An 18,423-nucleotide genomic window follows, 5' to 3' on the forward strand; every position below is an offset into this window, starting at 1 on the left:
TTATGCGTCAATGGTTTGCACTCAAGTGCACGGCGACAATGCTGTTGCTCGGCCTGCTGACGGCGTGCGCGCAGAGCCCGCAGATTCTGTCCGTGAGTCCCAAGGTCAGCGGCGGGTTCCCGCACGCCGGCAATGGCCAGTCCGTCTCTCTCGAGGTGGTCGATGGTCGCGACAATAGCGTCATCGGCACACGATCCGGCACGGCATCGGCGACCTCGACGATCACCGTCGAAGCCAACGACGTGATCCCCAAAATCCGCACGCAAGCGGAAAACGCCCTACGCAGCATGGGGTTCAACCCGACCAGCCAGAACGGTGAAGGCCCCTCGCTGACACTGACGCTGACCGAACTGGATTACGCTCGAGGCACCGCCGAGCAACCACTGCTGGGCGCCTCTCAGTTGCAGGCGATCATGCAGGCCGACGTCGTCAACGGTGGCAACACCTATACTGGCCGCTACACGGCCAAGCGCTCGCAGAGCTACGCCATGAAGCCAGATTGGGACACCAACAACCGCATGGTGAGCGAACTGTTGAGCAACGCACTCGACCGGACGTTCCGCGATCAGCAGCTGGCCAATCTGTTGGCACGCTGATCTTTCGGCGGAAACGCCTCGCCATCAATGAAGAACCGCCTGCTANNAGCAGGCGGTTCTTTGTTATGAGGTCCGTGCGACATCCATGCCGCCGATTGGCGTGACGGTGAAACGCTAACTCGTCGGGCCTCGCCTCACCATTTTCCACACGCTTTCGGTCAGACCGTCGTCCACCTCTGAGACATCAACCAGCGTCAGCTCGAAGTTGGGAGACATCAGCGATTCAACTTCTTCGTGCGTCACGCTGAACGGCGGACCTCGCTCAGGATCATCGTGGATCAGGGTAATCAAAAGTCCTCGCCTATCGGGCAGCAACAGCTGTGCCAGCTGATGGGCGTAGCGCTGCCTCGCCGCTAGCGGTAACGCAATGAGAGCGGCTCGATCGTAAAAGCCTGCCAACTCGGCGGCATGATCGACCTGAAAGCGGAAGAAATCTCCACACCACAGCTCGACACTGCCCTGGCGGGTGCAGTCGAACTCTGACTTCCCGGGCCCTGGCTGACGATAACGCAGCACCGGTTGATCGCTCTCCGCAACGAACTGTTCGACGGCCAACGGCGAGAGTTCGATCCCCAACACAGGATGGCCACGCTCGACCAGCCACCGCATGTCGCGACTCTTGCCGCACAACGGCACCAGAATTTTGGCATCGGATGCCAGTTCGAGCCGCCCCCAATACGCTTCGAGGGCTGAATGCGGCGCCTGGCGATGGAAGCCAATTCGCCCCTGCTGCCAGCGTTCAAGCCAATCCGCTGCGGTCATCAAACGTCGCCAACGAAGTTCAGAACCAACGATCGCGCTTGCGCCGACGACGCGGCAGATGCGGCACGATCAGCCCGACGATCAGACCTGCGGCAGCGACGCCGCCGCCATACATGAAGTAACGCATCAGCAGATCTTCCTCCTGGGTATCCAGGCGAGCCTGCATCTCGCGCATCTTGCTCTCGGCCTGAGAGTAGGACTCGTTGAGCTGGTTATTGGTGGCCTGTAGATCATCGGCCTGCGCCTCACGGCTTTCCAGCTCGTTGCGCATATCGGCCACCCGTCGGTTCCACTCGTCATCGATACCATCGAGTCGCGTGGTCAACTGATCGACTTTCTTCTGCAACGCTGGTAGCTGCTGCTGGGCACTGGGCTCATCCTGAACGAACTGTGACTGAACCCACACTTCGTCACCGTCGGGGCCTCGGACCTGGGTGTAATCGCCCTGCGCCTGCAGCACGGTGACCGGATCGCCGCTGGTCAGCGTACCCACGATGCGATAGCCGTCGGTTGGCCCGCTACGCACGAACGTGGTCAATGAATCGCTGATCCAATGGCCGTTCTGCGCGATGGCGGGAGCGGAAAACAGGGTCGCGCTCAAGGCACAACCCAGAACTACATTTCGAATTTTCAACATATCGTCGTGATCTTAAGTGGCTAATCGATAACGGTTGGACATTGACTGGTTCACGCGACGATGAGACCACGCCCCGCTTCCTGCAAGACGGTGAATCAGTCATCCACACTTTCTGTGGATAACCATTTGGACAACCTGCGCAGCGATGAGCCTATCCACCGGCTGTCTCGGCATTGCTACAAATTGGTGAAAATCTAACCAACCCCTTATTTTCAAAACCTTTCTGAAACTTCAAACCCGGTGGTCTCAACCATCATCCCGGGGCGGCCAAGCCATGGGGCGTGGAAACTCGGCTACGTTACCTTCGAATTTGACGGCCTTGGCCGCTCCCCCACGATCCACCTCGTCGATGCGGACGATAGCGCTGTAGGGAATGTAGCTGCGATTGACCCCATCGAAGGTACGTCTAAGTTTCTCGGCGCCAGGATCGACGACCACTTTGGACTGATCCTCGAACACGAACGCTTCGACTTCAATGAAGCCCCACAGATCGCTTTGAAAGATCTCTCTGGCGTAGAGTTCCCACACCTCACCCTGATTGTGAAACACTACCCGATAGATCGGCTTGCTGGGCATAGATGAACGGCTCTCTCGATATCGTCGCCACGCTACTTCGGTTACCGGATCGAGACTATCATTCTCGTTCCTTGACTATCAGCAGCGTGGCGTCGCAAATAGGCGCAAGGGTACCACAGCCATGGCGCCAAGCGAGCGACGCGGGTTGGCTGTATCGGGCTATCGGCCGTATAATGTCGCGTTTTCGAGAATGCCTGGTCGGTAGATGCTCTTTTTACGCTCTCTTTCCGAACACGGCTTCTGTCTTGTTTCTCCTACTCTCCTCCACGACAGGGCACCGGTGACGCGCGCATGGCCGCAGCAACGCAACCTATGACGAAGAAGCTCTTCATCAAGACTCACGGCTGTCAGATGAACGAGTACGACTCCGCCCGCATCGCGGATCTGCTCGGTGAGTCTCATCGTCTGGAAATGACCGACAATGAGGGTGATGCCGACGTCATTCTGCTCAACACCTGCTCGATTCGCGAGAAGGCGCAGGAAAAAGTATTTCACCAGCTCGGACGCTGGAAGAAGCTGAAAGCCGCGAATCCGGATCTGATCATCGGCGTCGGCGGCTGCGTTGCCAGCCAGGAAGGCGAGAACATTCGCAAGCGTGCACCTCACGTAGATATGGTGTTCGGCCCGCAGACGCTGCATCGGCTGCCGACCATGCTGGACGCTCGGAACAAAGGTGCATCACCAATCCAGACGGTGGACGTGACGTTTCCCGAGATCGAGAAATTCGATCATCTGCCGAAGCCGAAATCTGACGGCGCCACGGCGTTCGTGTCGGTGATGGAAGGCTGCTCCAAGTACTGCACTTTCTGCGTCGTGCCCTACACTCGCGGCGAGGAAGTGTCGCGCCCCTTCGAATCGGTGATGGAAGAAATCGTGCACCTGGCCGACCAGGGCGTTCGCGAGATCAACCTGCTGGGCCAGAACGTCAACGCCTACCGCGGGCCTGACGCCGCCGGTGACGAGATCGATCTGGCGGAGTTGATCGCCTGCGTAGCGGCGGTAGATGGCATCGACCGTATCCGCTTTACGACCTCGCATCCGGTCGAATTCTCCGACAGCCTGATCGAAGCCTATGGCGAGATACCGGAGCTGGTCAGCCACCTGCATCTGCCGGTCCAGTCGGGCTCGGATCGTATTCTCGCAGCCATGAAGCGCGGCCATGGTCGAGACATGTATATCGAAAAGCTGGAGCGCATCCGCGCCCTGCGCCCGGACATCAGCTTTTCCTCGGACTTCATCATCGGTTTCCCTGGCGAGACCGATGCCGATTTCGAAGACACCATGGATCTGATTCATCGCATCGGCTTCGATGCGTCTTTCAGCTTCATCTATTCGAAGCGTCCGGGTACGCCCGCTTCCAGCCTGCCGGACGAAACCACGGTGGAGACGAAGAAGCAGCGGCTATCGATCCTGCAAGATCGGCTCAACCAGCAGACTGCCCAGATCAGCCGCCGCATGGTCGGCAACGTGGAACGGATTCTGGTTACCGGATTCTCGCCCAGAGATCCGGGTCAGCTATCGGGCCGAACCGAGAATAACCGTGTGGTCAATTTCCGTGCCGACGATCCGACGTCGCTGATCGGCTATTTCGTCGATGTCAGCATTACCGAAGCGCTGCCCAATTCGCTGCGCGGTGAGCTGGTTTCCGGCGAGCGCCATTGATCCTGTCTCGATCTTCACAGGCGGATGCCAGGTGTGGTGACACGAGCCGCACCGGGTATGCCGTTGGCCGATTCCGCATTGTTCTGCCTCGACGCAGCTCAATGACGTAACGTCGATGACTCCAGCAGGTTAACCTCGAGCATTGCCCCGGCAGGAACCCCCGCAGTAAGCTGGCAGCAATTGTTCCCGATCACCTCTTTATTCCAAACCAATGGACCTCTTCGCGTTGACTCAAGACCAGCAGTCCGACAATCGCGTTATCTCCTTGACGCTCGAACCCAACGACCCCATGCGTCTGGCCAATCTCTGCGGTCAGCGTGACGCACACCTGAAACTGGTCGAGGCGCGCCTGGGCGTGACGCTGCGTAATCGCGGTAACGTCTTCCAGATGGCCGGGCCCGATGCCGGGGTCAAGGCGGCAGCGAATGTTCTCGAGCACCTCTACCGCGAGACCGAAGCCGACGAGCTGACGCCGGATACGGTGCACCTCTATCTCCAGGAGTCGGGTGTCGAAGCACTGGAAGAAGAAGTCGGCGACATCGAAGGCGGTGGCCTGCTCATTCGTACGCCGCGGACATTGGTCAAGCCGCGCGGTTTCAACCAGCAGGGTTACGTCGCCAGTATTCGCCGCCACGACATCAACTTTGGTATCGGCCCGGCCGGTACCGGCAAGACTTATCTGGCAGTGGCGGCAGCGGTGGAGGCGCTCAATCGTCAGGAAGTCAGACGCATTCTTCTGGTACGTCCGGCGGTCGAGGCCGGCGAGAAGCTCGGCTTCCTGCCCGGCGACCTGGCGCAAAAGATCGATCCCTATCTGCGCCCGCTTTACGACGCCCTCTATGAGATGCTGGGCTTCGAACAGGTCAACAAGCTGATCGAACGCCAGATTATCGAGATCGCGCCGCTGGCTTACATGCGCGGGCGCACGCTCAACAATGCCTTCATCATTCTCGACGAGAGCCAGAACACCACCCGCGAGCAGATGAAGATGTTCCTGACCCGAATCGGGTTCGGCTCGACAGCGGTCATCACCGGCGACGCGACCCAGGTCGACCTGCCGCGGGGGTCGAGTTCGGGCCTGATCCACGTGCTCGAAGTACTACGGGACACGGCCGGGATCGGGATCACCCAGTTTGCCCCCAAGGATGTCGTCCGCCACCCGTTGGTACAGCGCATCATCGAGGCCTACGACATTCACGAGGCAACCGAAGAAGCCGCCCAGCGTCAGCGCCGGGAAGATCGCCGCCTGGCAAGACTCGATACCGAGAGCCAACGCGGTCATGACGACTCATGACCCCCGAGATCGATCGCCAGATCGCCATCGGTGACGAAGCCGAAGCCGCTCTTCCCACGCAGGCAGATCTCGAAGCCTGGGTCGAGACGGTACTCACGCACGAAGCTGATCCTCGACACGAATTGACGATTCGCATCGTCGAACGCGACGAGAGCCAACAGCTCAACCGTGATTACCGCGGCAAGGACAAGCCGACCAACGTCCTGTCATTTCCGTTCGAGACGCCTCCCGGACTCGAGCTGCCCCTACTCGGCGACCTGGTGATCTGCCACGATATCGTGGCGGATGAAGCGCAGGAACAGCACAAGGCAATCCGTGATCACTACGCCCATCTGGTAATACACGGTTGCTTGCATTTGCTCGGCTATGACCATATAGATGACGAAGAAGCCGAGCAGATGGAAGCTCTCGAGAGAGCTCTACTTACCCAGTTTGGCATCTCGGATCCGTATCGCGTCGTCGATTCGTAACCCGATGCCTAGACGCCGACTTAGAAAGCCAACATCCAGTATCATGCCTACACCGACGAGATCTTCCTGCGGTCATTGGGAAGAATCAAGCGAGACCCCAAGCCCGATGGCCGAACCGCCTGACGAGCCTCCGCCAAGCCGCCCCCGAATCGCGGTTGGCCCCCTTTGGATATCGATCATCGATTCGCCGCGCCTCGCCTCCGAGTGCGCCGCGAAGGCATCGTCTCGCCCGCGGGCAATACGACGGATCGATAGTCCTTTCCCCTTCCGTGCGTCATTCGAGGACAAGAGACCACAGTCATGAGCGAAGACCGATCGAGTAGCCAGAGCAGTCGATCCTGGCTTGAAAAACTGATCAGTACCTTCTCTAGCGATTTTGATGAGCCCAGCTCGCGTGAAGAGCTGCTCACCTTCCTGCGCGAGGCCGGCCCCCGGCTGAATCTCGATCAGGATGCCCTGACGATCATCGAAGGCGCCTTCCAGATCAGCGATCAGCAGGTACGCGAGGTGATGATCCCGCGTTCCCAGGTGACCGCCATCAGCGTGACACAGCGCCCAGAAGATTGCCTGCCGATCATTCTGGAAACCGCGCACTCGCGCTATCCGGTCATCGATGACAATCTGGATGACGTGCTCGGCATCCTGCTGGTCAAGGATCTGCTGCCGCTGCTCAAGGGTAATACCCAGGAACGCGAGGCATTCGAGTTGCGCGATGTGCTGCGCCCGGCCATGTTCGTTCCGGAGTCAAAGCGTCTCAACAGCCTGCTCAAGGAGTTCCGCGATACGCATAATCATATGGCGATCGTGGTCGATGAATATGGCGGTACGGCTGGCATCGTCACGATCGAGGATATTCTCGAGCAAATCGTCGGCGATATCGAAGACGAACATGATACCGACGAAGAAGAGGACATCCGCGACATGGGGGACGGCACCTATGCCGTGCGCGCATTGACGCCGATCGAGGACTTCAACGAGCACTTCGATACCGCGTTTTCCGATGAGGAATTCGATACCGTCGGCGGACTGATCATGCAGCGGTTCGGCCACCTTCCGGGCCGCAACGAGCATACCGATCTCGGCGAATGGCGCTTCACCATCCTCAATGCCGACAACCGTCGCATTCGTCTGCTCCAGGCCAAACCCGTACCGGCAGAGGTCGAGAGCGAACCGACGCGGCGTATCGAAAGCTGAGCGACGCCAGGCCCATGGACCGAAAGTGCCTGACCCGCTCCGGGTAAAGCCCTTAACGCATTCGCTAAGCAACTTTGGTATAAGGGGCACTTTTCGCAAGGAGTGCTCCTGAAATGCCGCAAGCCAAGCCGTTGATGTCCGCCCGCCGACCCTGGCCGGGCTATCTCGCTGCGCTGATTGCCGGCGGGTTCTCCACGCTGTCGTTTGCGCCCTTCCATCTCTGGTGGCTGGGGCCGGTTGCGGTCGCGCTCATGTATCTAGGTCAGCACCGCCTGAGCGTCGGCCAGAGCGCACTGCGTGGCTGGGTATTCGGCATCGCTTTGTTCGGCAGCGGCACGTCTTGGGTCTACGTCTCGATTCACGACTATGGCTACACAGGAGTACCGCTAGCCCTCTTCCTGACAGCGCTGTTCGTCGGCACCCTGGCGCTGTTCCCGGCGCTCGTCTTCGGTCTCTACCGTCGCTTTACCTCGCCGCGACTAGCCTTTCTCAGCTTCGCCGGAATCTGGGTGCTAGGCGAAGCCTTCCGCAGTTGGGCTTTCACCGGTTTTCCCTGGCTGCTGCTGGGCAGCGCCCAGGTCGATTCACCGCTATCCCCGTGGGCGCCCATCGGCGGCGTCTATCTGCTGTCGTTGATCGTCGCGCTTACCGGCACGCTGCTGGTCGAATTTTGCCGCCGTCGCTGGTGGGCCATTGCCCCTATCGCGCTGCTCTGGCTAGTGCCCCTCGCGCTGCCTACCCATTGGACGACACCGGCCGCAGCCCCGCTTCGGGTGGCGTTGCTTCAGGGTAACCTGCCGCAGCTCGCCAAATGGAGCGCCGATGGCCAACGTGACGCGGTCAATACCTACACTCGCCTGACGCGTCAGGTACCCGACGACGTCGACATCATCGTATGGCCGGAGACGGCACTGCCCATGCTCGAACAGCAGGCGCGTCCGTTCATGGCGCGCTTGCAGTCGACGCTTCCCAGCGACACCTCGCTGCTGACCGGCGTCGTCCAGCGTGACGCCGAAGGGCGTTACTACAACGCCATCACCGGCGTCGGCGATACCCGCGGCGAATACCGCAAGAGCCACCTGGTGCCGTTCGGCGAATTCCTGCCGCTGGACTTTCTGCTGCGCGGCATCATCAACTTCTTCGACCTTCCGATGTCCGACTTCGCCGCCGGCGCCGACTCCCAGTTGCCGATCCTGACCCATGGCATCGCCATCGGCAGTGCCATCTGCTACGAGATCGTCTACCCCGATTTGGTAGCCGAGCGCGCACGCGATGCCAACGTCCTGCTGACGGTTTCCAACGATACCTGGTTCGGTCGCTCGATCGGGCCATTACAGCATCTGCAGATGGCACGACTCCGCGCCCTGGAGAACGGTCGCTATGTCATTCGCGCCACCAGCAACGGCGTGACCGCCATCATCGACGATCAGGGCCGCCTGCGAGAGCGAGCGCCACAGTTCGAAACCGCCAGCGTCGTCGGCGACATCGTCCCGATGACCGGTGTGACACCGTTCACCCGGACCGGTAGCTGGCCGGCGTGGTTGCTATCATTGCTGCTGCTGGCGCCAGCGCTGATTTGGAAAGTCCGCCAGCCAAGGTAACGCCCTACCGTACGCCGCCACGCCTTCGACCATCGAGTGTCGGGCCTGGCGGCAGCTACCGATGTTTCACATTTCCGGATATGCGACGCCCGTTTATCGATTGGTTCCGAGCCGGCATTCGAGGCTTGCCTCCCGCGTAACGATAGCGTTGGATGGAACTCTTCATTTCCGGTCATCGAGTGTGTCATGACACTGTCTCAGGTCTCCCCCGACGATATCCGCAGCGCCTTTTCCCAAGCCATGTCCGACATGTATCGCCAGGAAGTGCCGCAGTACGGCGATCTGCTCGAACTGGTCGCCAATATCAATCAGACGACGCTCGACTCGGATCCGGCGCTGGCCGCTCGGCTCGACGCGCAGAACGAGACCTCGCGCCTGGGCGTCGAGCGTCACGGGGCGATTCGCGTCGGCACCGCCGATGAGCTGTCGACGCTGAGACGCGTGTTCGCGCTGATGGGGATGTATCCCGTAAGCTATTACGACCTTTCCGAGGCCGGCGTACCGGTTCACTCCACGGCTTTCCGCCCCATCGACGAAAGCTCGCTTCAGCGCAACCCTTTTCGGGTCTTCACGTCGCTGCTGCGCCTGGAATTGATCGAGGATGCCGCCTTGCGCCGTCAGGCCGCCTCGATTCTTGCCGAGCGCGATATCTTCACGCCGGGCGCACGCGAACTGATCGAACTGGGTGAGCGTCAAGGCGGCTTCGATCGTGACCAGGCCGAGCGTTTCGTGACCGAGATTCTGGAAACCTTTCGCTGGCACCGCGACGCGACGGTCGACCATGACACGTATCATGCGTTGCACGCAGCCCACCGACTGGTGGCGGACGTGGTCTGCTTCCGCGGTCCGCATATCAACCATCTGACCCCGCGAACGCTGGATATCGACGCCGCCCAGGCCGCGATGCCGGACTATGGCATCACGCCCAAGGCCGTGATCGAGGGGCCGCCCCGGCGCCAGTGGCCCATCTTGCTGCGCCAGACCAGCTTCAAGGCCCTGGAAGAACCGGTGAGGTTTCCCGATGCCGAAGGCGGCACTCACACCGCGCGTTTCGGCGAGATCGAACAGCGCGGTGTCGCACTGACACCCAAGGGACGCGCGCGATATGACGAGCTGCTGGCCCAGTCCCGCCACGCGCCAGCCGCCGCCGACAATCTCGCCCATCAGCGCCAGCTGGGCGAAGTCTTCGCTGCCTTCCCCGATGACGCGGCAACGCTGCGGCGTGAAGCGCTGGCGTACTTTCGCTATCAGATCAGCGCGAGCGGGCGCGAGCGCCTGGCCAGCGGCGAGTCGGCCCCGGCTTCCCTCGACGACGCGGTGGGGACGGGATGGGTCGATGCCACCCCGATCACCTACGAGGATTTTCTGCCGGTGAGCGCCGCCGGCATCTTCCAGTCGAACCTCGGCGACACCCAGCAGCAGGCGCATGCCAGCGAGCCTCGCAGCGAATCCAACCAGAGCGCCTTCGAGCTGGCGCTGGGTCGGCCGGTTCACGACGAATTCAAACTCTACGGACGTCTGCAGCAGGACTCGCTGGAACGAGTGCAACAGCAGCTCGGCATCGAGGATTGACGCTTTTTCGTCGCCGACCCGCGAAGCCCGTCGCAGCCAGAACACTTCTCGTCGCCTGAATGCCGATAGAACATCGCCTGTCACCCTAGGCTGAGAGCTTCCCTCTCGAGACCCGATGGAGACAGGCAATGGCCACGGTCAACAACAATAATGCGACCGCTTCGATTTCGACCGATGTCGACCTTACCACCCTGCACAAGGTGATCGCGGCCTCCGCAATCGGCAATTTCGTCGAATGGTTCGACTTCGCCGTCTACGGCTTTCTGGCCGTGATCATCTCGCAGCATTTCTTCCCGCCTGGCGACGATTCGCTGGCGTTGCTGCAGACGTTCGCGGTGTTCGCGGTATCGTTCGCGTTACGCCCGCTAGGTGGCGTTTTCTTCGGCATGCTGGGCGACAGGATCGGGCGCAAGCGCATCCTTGCCGTGACCGTGCTGCTGATGGCCGGGGCCACGACGCTGATCGGCGTGCTGCCGACCTACGCCAGCGTTGGCCTGTTCGCCCCGCTGGCGCTGGCGTTGGCCCGTTGCATTCAGGGGTTCTCCGCTGGCGGCGAGTATGCCGGCGCCTGTGCCTTCGTGATGGAACACGCGCCGCCCCACCGCAAGGCCCGCTACGGCAGCTTCGTGCCGGTTTCCACCTTTCTGGCTTTTGCCACCGCGGCGGCGCTGACTTTCGTCATCAGCACCATCCTGTCCGAAGAGGCTCTGAACGCCTGGGGCTGGCGTATTCCGTTTCTGGTCGCCGCACCGCTGGGGCTGATCGGGCTCTACATGCGTCTGCGACTGGACGAATCCCCCGCTTTCCAGGCCATGAAAGCACAACATGCCGTGCCGCAGGCACCATTGAAAGAAACCGTCCGAGCGCACGGCGCGACCATTGTCAGTCTGAGCGCTTTCATTTCGGTCACGGCGCTATCGTTCTACATGTTCACGACCTACTTCACGACCTACATGCAGGTCGTGGGTCACGCGTCGCGAACCACCGCGCTGCTGGCCAGCCTAGGCGCATTGATTTTCGCGGCGGCGCTATGTCCGTTCGTCGGGCGATATGCCGACCGTGTCGGACGTCGCAAGACGATCCTGACGGCGGGAACGTGTCTGATCGTGGCGGTCTTTCCCGCCTATACGCTGGCCGGGAGCGGCGAATGGTGGGCATCACTGATCGGCGCGATGCTGATGGCGGTGGGCGCGGTAATCTGCGGCGTGGTCACGGCGGTACTGCTGTCGGAGCAGTTTCCGACGCGGGTGCGCTATACCGCCTCGGCACTCTGCTACAACGTCTCTTACACGATCTTTGGCGGGACAGCACCGTTGGTTGCAACCTGGTTGATCGAGCGCACCGGCAACAATCTGTCGCCGGCGATTTACCTCATCGCGATCACGCTCCTGGCCATGTGGGGCGGTCTACGCCTGCCGGAGTCGTCCCATCGTGCACTGGATGCCGATGAAACCGAATGGCAAGGTGCCCCGAGCGCCGTCGTACCGCCAGCGACCTGACCTGTAAAGAGCTCACCAACCACGAGGCGGGTCGCCGAGATATGATCCACGCCGTCACGACTGGCGAGCGCAGGCCCGCCAGTCGGAAGCCTTTCTGAGACTGCCTCAGGCTTGGGAATCGGGCTGCGGTATCCCGGAATCGCGTTGGAAATAGCGGTGCCCGCAGGCATGGCAGGCGTCGAGCCGGGACACCTGATCGAGCAGCAGGCCGGCGCCACAATGAACGCAGCTCATACGGCCCGGCAGGGCTACTTCACCGGCCGTGTAATCGGCACGGGCCGCCTCCAGATCATCATCGAAGCGTTCGCGGTCGATGGTGGTGCGATCGGCAATCGAGAACAGCGCCTCGCTGACCCGCCGAGAGAGCACATCGAGGTCGATCCCCAGCCAGGTCGCGATGCCCTCGCCGCCCTTGGCCAGGAACTGCCGAAAATCGCGCATGTCGCGCTCGACCCAGGCGCGCAGTAGCGCCGCCTCGTCCTTGGTGAACTCCTCGAACTCGGACTCGAAGGCCACCGCCTCGTCGAGCTCATGCTGAAAGCTCTCCCAGGAGAGTTCACCGCCGCCGTCCTTGAGTCGAGTCAGAATGCGCTCGTAAGCCTCGCTTAGGCGAGACCGCGCTTCGGGTTTTGACTGTTGCTCTTCCATGGCTATCCCCTTTTCTAACGTTGACGGAATTCCGTTACCGAGCGAATTCCACGGTGCTCATTGCATACGCCCCACTACCAGACCCTACCTGCAGGAACGGGTCTGGGGTATGCTTGTTACCCTGAAAAATCAAGCCGGCCCCGCTCTTTTCGTCTGTGATGAGTATAGCTTTTTGCGGGGACTCTGGCGCTCCCATACGCTGAACGCAAGGTGCCTGACCAAACCGATGGACGCACAGTACAACCCGCAAGCGATCGAAAACGCCGCACAGCAATACTGGAACCAGAACCAGAGCTTCAAGGCCGTCGAGGATACGACGCGCGAGAAGTTTTACTGCCTGTCGATGTTCCCCTATCCCAGCGGCAAGCTGCATATGGGTCATGTGCGCAACTACACCATCGGTGACGTGGTAACACGTTTCCAGCGGATGCAGGGCAAGAATGTGCTGCAGCCGATGGGATGGGACGCCTTCGGAATGCCCGCCGAGAACGCTGCGATCAAGAACAACGTGGCACCTGGCAAGTGGACCTATCAGAACATCGACTATATGCGCGGTCAGCTCCAGGCGCTGGGTTTCGCCTACGACTGGAACCGTGAATTCGCGACCTGCGACGTCGATTATTATCGCTGGGAGCAGTGGTTCTTCGCCAAGTTGGTCGAGAAAGGCGTGGTCTACAAGAAGATGTCGACGGTCAACTGGGACCCGGTCGATCAGACAGTGCTTGCCAACGAGCAGGTCATCGATGGACGCGGCTGGCGTTCCGGCGCACGCGTCGAGCGCAAGGAAATTCCGCTTTGGTTCCTCAAGATCACCGACTACGCCGATGAACTGCTGGCCGATCTCGACAAGGTCGAGTGGCCCGAGCAGGTCAAGACCATGCAGCGCAACTGGATCGGCAAGTCTCGCGGTGTAGAGCTGAGCTTCGATGTCAAAGACCATGCTGATCGTCTCGACGTCTATACGACCCGCCCCGATACTCTTTTCGGCGTCACCTACGTTGCCGTCGCCGCCGGTCACCCCTTGGCCAAGCAGGCAGCGGAACGGGATCCGGCAATGGCCGAATTTCTCATCGAGTGTCAGCAAGGGGGCAACTCCGAAGCCGAACTGGCAACCATGGAAAAGCGCGGTCGCGATACGGGTTATCGTGCCATTCACCCGCTGACGGGCGACGAAGTGCCGGTCTTCGTCGCCAACTTCGTGCTGATGGAGTATGGCACCGGCGCCGTCATGGCCGTGCCTGCGCATGACCAGCGCGACTGGGAGTTCGCCACGAAATACGCGTTGCCGATTCAAGCCGTGATCGCCACCACTGACGGCCACGCACCGGATCTGTCCGCCGGCGCCTTCGTCGACCATGGCAAGCTGATTCACTCCAATGAGTTCGACGGCCTCGAATTCGAAGCTGCTTTCGATGCGATCGCCGCCAAGCTCGAGTCCGAGGGCCGTGGCAAGACCAAGACCAATTACCGGCTACGCGACTGGGGCGTCGCCCGCCAGCGCTACTGGGGCGCGCCGATTCCGGTCAAGTACGGCCCGGCAGGTCAGACAGTCCCACTCACCGACGACGAACTGCCGGTGGCGCTGCCAATGGAAGTCGAAGTCGATGCGTCGGGCTCACCGCTGAAGAAAATGCCGTCCTTCTACGATCTCGGTGACGGTTGGACGCGGGAAACCGATACCTTCGACACCTTCATGGAGTCTTCCTGGTATTACGCCCGCTTCTGCTGCGCCGATAATCCGGAGGCGATGCTCGACGACCGCGCCAACTACTGGCTCCCGGTGGACCTCTACATCGGCGGGATCGAACACGCGATCCTGCATCTGCTCTATGCCCGCTTCTTTCACAAGCTGATGCGTGACGAAGGTCTTGTGCAGAGCGACGAGCCGTTTCAGCGGCTGCTGACACAAGGCATGGTGATCGCCGAAACCTTCTATCGCGAACAAGCCAACGGTGGCAAGGAGTGGTTCAATCCGGCCGATGTCGAGGTCGAACGCGACGACAAGGGTCGTCCGACCAGCGCCAAGCTGATCGAGGATGGACAGACGGTGAAGATGGGCGGCATCGAGAAGATGTCGAAGTCGAAAAACAACGGTGTCGACCCCCAGGCGATGATCGATCGCTTTGGCGCCGACACGGTGCGGCTGTTCGTGATGTTTGCCGCCCCGCCGGAGCAGTCCCTGGAGTGGTCGGATTCCGGCGTCGAGGGCTCGCATCGTTTTCTTAAGCGGTTGTGGAAGCTGGTCTCGGATCATCTCGCCGCGGGCGCCCCCGCATCGCTCAATACGAACGCCTTCGCGCCTGATACATTGAACGATGCCCAGAAGGACCTGCGGCGCAAGACGCACGAAACCATCGCCAAGGCCGGTGACGATATTGGTCGTCGTACCACGTTCAATACCGCGATCGCGGCGGTAATGGAGCTGACCAATGCGCTGGGGCGTTTCGACGACACCTCTCCCCAGGGGCTTGCCGTCAGCCGCGAGGCCATCGAAGCATGCGTGCTGCTGCTCTCGCCGATCACGCCGCACGTCTGCCATGCATTGTGGCAAGTGCTGGGACATCGGACGCCGGTCATCGATGCCACTTGGCCGTCAGTGGATACCGAGGCGTTGATCAAGGCTAGTGTCGAACTGGTGGTGCAGGTCAACGGCAAGCTGCGGGCTCGACTCGACGTGCCGGCGGAAGCTGACAAGTCCACGGTGGAGTCGATGGCGCTATCGGAAGAAAACGTGCAGCGCCATGTCGAAGGCAAGACCGTGCGCAAGGTGATCGTCGTTCCCGGAAAATTGGTCAATATCGTCGCCAACTGAGTCGTTGCCAGTTTAGCCGCCGCTAACTCATCCGTTGCTAGCCGACCGTTCGGCCCACACGGCACTGCAGAGGCAGTGTCGTTCGTGACAAGGAGTTTTTCATGATTCGTCGCACCGTTTTGACCGGACTACTCGCGGTGTCACTGACCGCGTTGGCCGGCTGTGGCTTTCAGCTCCGGGGGCTAAATCAACCCACGCTGGGTCTCTCCGAGCTCGGCCTGAGCGCCAACATCTCGCCGTTCAGCGAAGAAGTCAGACGTTCGCTGGAAAGTGCCGGCACGCGCGTCGTCGACTCGGCGGATTTGCGCCTCAACCTTGGCGACGAGCGGATCAGCGAGACCCGTCTGACCCGTTCCGACTCCGGCAGCCGCGAGACCGAAATCACGCTGACGGCGCCGTTCTCCGTTCAGCGTGCATCGGACAGTGCCTACCTGCTCAACCAGCAGCAGCTGGAGGTGTCGACGACGGTACTGCTGTCCACCGACGACATCTACTCTGGCGAAGAGCTTCGCACCGATGCCGTCAGGCAGCTGCGCCGTGATGCCGCCGAACAACTGATCGACCGACTGGACGCGCTCGAGACGCCATGAAGGTTTTCCCCGACAAGCTGGAAGAATCTCTCAAGAAACGTCTACCGCCGGTGGTGCTGGTCGCCGGCGATGAACCGTTGATCCATCTGGAAGCCTGCGATGCCGTGCGCCGCGTGGCTCGCGAGCGCGGCATCGAAGAGCGCGAGGTGATGCACATCGAATCCGGCTTTCAGTGGACTCAGCTGCTGGAGTCGGCTGCAAGCCTGTCGCTGTTCGCCTCGAGCAAGTTGATCGAGGTACGACTCGGCGGCCAGTCACCCGGTCAGGAGGGGAGCAAGGCGCTCGAAGCCTATGCGGAGCAGGCTGGCGACAGCGACAATGTACTGTTGCTGTCGAGCCAACGTCTCGACCGCAAGTCGCAGTCGAGCAAATGGTTCAAGACGCTCGACAAACTGGGATTGTTCGTTCCGGTCTGGCCGGTCGATCATCAGCGCCTGGGATTCTGGATGCGCGATCGTGCCAACCGCTATGGCTTCAGCATGGACATGGAGGCGGCACGCCTACTTGGCGAGCGCACCGAAGGCAATCTGCTGGCAGCCGATCAGGAACTCCAGAAACTGGCGTTGCTGCTACCACCCAATGCCCGTCTCGATGTCGAAGCGATCGCCAACGGGGTGGAAAGCAGCGCCCGTTATGATGTCTTCACACTCTCGGATGCCTGCCTGAAAGGCGATCGCGACCGAGTCGTCCGTATCGTTCGCGGCTTGCGTCAGGAAGGCGTCGAGGCGCCTGTGATACTGTGGGCCCTGACCCGCGAACTGCGGATACTCCTCTCGATCTTTCAGCATCTCGATCAGGGTCAGAGCCTTGAACACGCCTGCAAGGCGCAGCGCCCGATGATTCCGGAAAAACGTCGCCCAGGCTACCAACAGGCGCTCAAGAGGCTACCCCAGCGACGCTTGCACAAGCTGCTGATGTTCTCTCAGCGCATTGATCTGGCCATCAAGGGCGCCGTCGCACTGCCCGTCTGGGACTGCCTGCAGGATCTTGCCCTGACCCTTTCCGGGGGACGCGGCATGCTGGCCGAAATGCCTTACACCTATCGCACCGCCTGACGCTCTATTCGTGTCTCCTGACGCATCTATCGCAGGCGCCGGTCAACTCGAACAGAACGACTGGATTTGAACTTGTCGTAGCGCGTCGATATGGTTGACTACATCAACCAACTGACACCCTACTTCGCAGGTCTCCATGTCTCGCTCATACCCTTTTGCGCTGCCTCTGGTGCTAGCCATCACCATGGCCCTCGGTCCGTTGTCGATCGACCTTTCCGGCCATGGCCGATGACCTGGGAGTCGGCATCGGCGAGGTATCGAGAAGTCTTTCGGTCTATATCTTCGGCCTCGCCATCGGACAGTTGGTGGGTGGACCGCTATCGGACCGGATCGGGCGGCCTCGCGTCATGTATTTCGGACTGGGAATCTTCATCGTGGCCTGTCTCGCGATCACGCAGACCGACGATCTGAATATGCTGCTGATGCTGCGCGCCCTACAAGCTTTCGGTGGCGGCTGGATCATGGTGCTGGTGCCGGCCCTGGTCCGGGACCAGGTCAGGGGGCGCGAGGCCGCCAAGCTCTTCAGCATGATCGGGCTGATCATGGTGGTGGCTCCCGGCATCGCGCCCAGTATCGGCAGCGCCCTGCTGGCGCTGGGCGACTGGCACGCCATCTTCTGGTTTCTCGCCATCTATGCGTTGGGCGTGATTCCAATGCAGGCTCGCACGGTTCTGCGATACGCCAAGCCGGTGGCCACTGACCCTCACGAAGCCTCGCTGTTGACCCGCTACCGTTTCGTTCTGGCGACTCGGGCCGCGCTGCCGTTCATTGCCCTGCAGGCATTCGCCTTCTCGGTCATGATGCTGTTCATCACCCATGCCTCATTCATTTATCAGGCCCACTTCGATCAATCCGAGCGAGCCTTTTCACTGATGTTCGGCGCCAATATTCTGGTCATGCTGCTGGTCAACCTGACCAATCGCGCCGTCCTCAACCGGTTCACCTCGCGGCAAATTCTGATCACCTGCCTATGCGTGCAGTTCACCGGTGTCCTAATGCTGTCGCTGGCGGCATGGCTGGATGTATCGGTCTGGCTATTTCTGCCGGCCATGATGCTGACCATCGGCGCCCAGGGTGCCGTCGTTCCCAATAATCAAGCATGCTTCATGGAGTATTTCGAGCGTCATGGCGGCACCGCCGCGTCTCTGCTGGGCGCCTGCCAGTTCGGCATTGCCGGTACGCTGAGTGCACTATCGACTCTGCTGCCGGAAACCCTGGGTTGGGTCATTGCATCGATGTTCCTTTACTCGCTGGTCTGCATGGGCGTCATCCTGAGCGCGCTAAGGCCACGTCCTTTTTTCCACTGAGCTCTTTTCATCGAGCCATTCTTTCTACGTCCATCTTGCTAGCCGGCTGCTGCTTCGATTCTCTCTTGGTCAAGGCACAAAAAAACCGGGCGCCCCTTGGGGCCGCCCGGCTCGTTGACCAGCTAGTGGGAGTGAAAACTCTAGGCGA

At 60.8% G+C, this 18,423-nt stretch carries 16 protein-coding genes; 12 read left to right on the forward strand and 4 right to left on the reverse strand.

From position 1 onward, the window contains the following. Window positions 1-2 precede the first annotated feature (2 nt). Window positions 3-596 (forward strand): YajG family lipoprotein, encoded by a 594-nt coding sequence (locus tag DOM27_RS12825; RefSeq protein ID WP_110656338.1) that lies wholly within the window; start codon window positions 3-5, stop codon window positions 594-596. A 114-nt stretch (window positions 597-710) separates the two neighbouring features. On the opposite strand, the gene DOM27_RS12830 is transcribed toward DOM27_RS12825, so the two are convergent. The 3 genes from DOM27_RS12830 to DOM27_RS12840 form a co-directional block, all read right to left on the reverse strand. Next, on the reverse strand, window positions 711-1,358 hold the full coding sequence (locus DOM27_RS12830) for a class I SAM-dependent methyltransferase (protein WP_110656339.1): 648 nt from the start codon (window positions 1,356-1,358) through the stop codon (window positions 711-713). Window positions 1,359-1,377: 19 nt separating this feature from the next. After that, window positions 1,378-1,995, reverse strand: a complete 618-nt coding sequence (locus tag DOM27_RS12835) for a TIGR04211 family SH3 domain-containing protein (protein WP_110656340.1) — start codon at window positions 1,993-1,995, stop codon at window positions 1,378-1,380. Window positions 1,996-2,241: 246 nt separating this feature from the next. Beyond that, window positions 2,242-2,571, reverse strand: a complete 330-nt coding sequence (locus DOM27_RS12840) for a DUF1820 family protein (protein ID WP_110656341.1) — start codon at window positions 2,569-2,571, stop codon at window positions 2,242-2,244. Window positions 2,572-2,883: 312 nt separating this feature from the next. Between DOM27_RS12840 and miaB the strand changes: the two genes are divergently transcribed. From miaB to DOM27_RS12875, 7 genes are all read left to right on the forward strand, one after another. Then, a complete protein-coding gene (miaB, locus tag DOM27_RS12845) occupies window positions 2,884-4,233 on the forward strand; it encodes a tRNA (N6-isopentenyl adenosine(37)-C2)-methylthiotransferase MiaB (protein WP_110656342.1) in 1,350 nt (449 codons plus the stop codon). Window positions 4,234-4,444: 211 nt separating this feature from the next. After that, a complete protein-coding gene (locus tag DOM27_RS12850; RefSeq protein ID WP_110656343.1) occupies window positions 4,445-5,527 on the forward strand; it encodes a PhoH family protein in 1,083 nt (360 codons plus the stop codon). Next, entirely contained in the window at window positions 5,524-5,997 is a 474-nt protein-coding gene (gene ybeY, locus DOM27_RS12855) for an rRNA maturation RNase YbeY (protein ID WP_110656344.1), read from the forward strand. The genes DOM27_RS12850 and ybeY overlap by 4 nt, the downstream gene beginning before the upstream one ends. Window positions 5,998-6,297: 300 nt before the next feature. Further along, window positions 6,298-7,191, forward strand: a complete 894-nt coding sequence (locus tag DOM27_RS12860) for a CorC family transporter (protein ID WP_110656345.1) — start codon at window positions 6,298-6,300, stop codon at window positions 7,189-7,191. A gap of 113 nt (window positions 7,192-7,304) precedes the next feature. Beyond that, entirely contained in the window at window positions 7,305-8,792 is a 1,488-nt protein-coding gene (gene lnt / locus DOM27_RS12865) for an apolipoprotein N-acyltransferase (RefSeq protein WP_245392702.1), read from the forward strand. Between the two features lie 186 nt (window positions 8,793-8,978). Beyond that, the gene (gene hglS, locus DOM27_RS12870) at window positions 8,979-10,364 is read left to right on the forward strand and encodes a 2-oxoadipate dioxygenase/decarboxylase HglS (protein WP_110656346.1); all 1,386 of its coding nucleotides are present in this window, start codon (window positions 8,979-8,981) and stop codon (window positions 10,362-10,364) included. Window positions 10,365-10,492: 128 nt separating this feature from the next. After that, window positions 10,493-11,863: an MFS transporter gene (locus DOM27_RS12875; RefSeq protein WP_110656347.1), complete on the forward strand. Its 1,371-nt coding sequence runs from the start codon at window positions 10,493-10,495 to the stop codon at window positions 11,861-11,863. Window positions 11,864-11,968: 105 nt separating this feature from the next. On the opposite strand, the gene DOM27_RS12880 is transcribed toward DOM27_RS12875, so the two are convergent. Then, entirely contained in the window at window positions 11,969-12,511 is a 543-nt protein-coding gene (locus DOM27_RS12880) for a zinc ribbon-containing protein (RefSeq protein WP_110656348.1), read from the reverse strand. A 226-nt stretch (window positions 12,512-12,737) separates the two neighbouring features. On the opposite strand from DOM27_RS12880, the gene leuS reads away from it, so the two are divergent. The 4 genes from leuS to DOM27_RS12900 all read left to right on the forward strand — a co-directional run bounded on the left by leuS (window position 12,738) and on the right by DOM27_RS12900 (window position 18,275). Next, window positions 12,738-15,323: a leucine--tRNA ligase gene (leuS, locus tag DOM27_RS12885; protein ID WP_110656349.1), complete on the forward strand. Its 2,586-nt coding sequence runs from the start codon at window positions 12,738-12,740 to the stop codon at window positions 15,321-15,323. A 101-nt stretch (window positions 15,324-15,424) separates the two neighbouring features. Then, window positions 15,425-15,913, forward strand: coding sequence for an LPS-assembly lipoprotein LptE (locus tag DOM27_RS12890; protein WP_110656350.1), 489 nt, complete (start codon window positions 15,425-15,427; stop codon window positions 15,911-15,913). After that, the gene (holA, locus tag DOM27_RS12895; protein WP_110656351.1) at window positions 15,910-16,968 is read left to right on the forward strand and encodes a DNA polymerase III subunit delta; all 1,059 of its coding nucleotides are present in this window, start codon (window positions 15,910-15,912) and stop codon (window positions 16,966-16,968) included. The genes DOM27_RS12890 and holA overlap by 4 nt, the downstream gene beginning before the upstream one ends. 221 nt (window positions 16,969-17,189) lie before the next feature. Continuing rightward, the gene (locus tag DOM27_RS12900; RefSeq protein ID WP_245392703.1) at window positions 17,190-18,275 is read left to right on the forward strand and encodes a multidrug effflux MFS transporter; all 1,086 of its coding nucleotides are present in this window, start codon (window positions 17,190-17,192) and stop codon (window positions 18,273-18,275) included. The last annotated feature ends 148 nt before the right edge of the window (window positions 18,276-18,423 follow it).

Origin of the sequence: Salinicola halimionae (assembly GCF_003206065.1) — a bacterium.
GTDB lineage: Bacteria > Pseudomonadota > Gammaproteobacteria > Pseudomonadales > Halomonadaceae > Salinicola > Salinicola halimionae.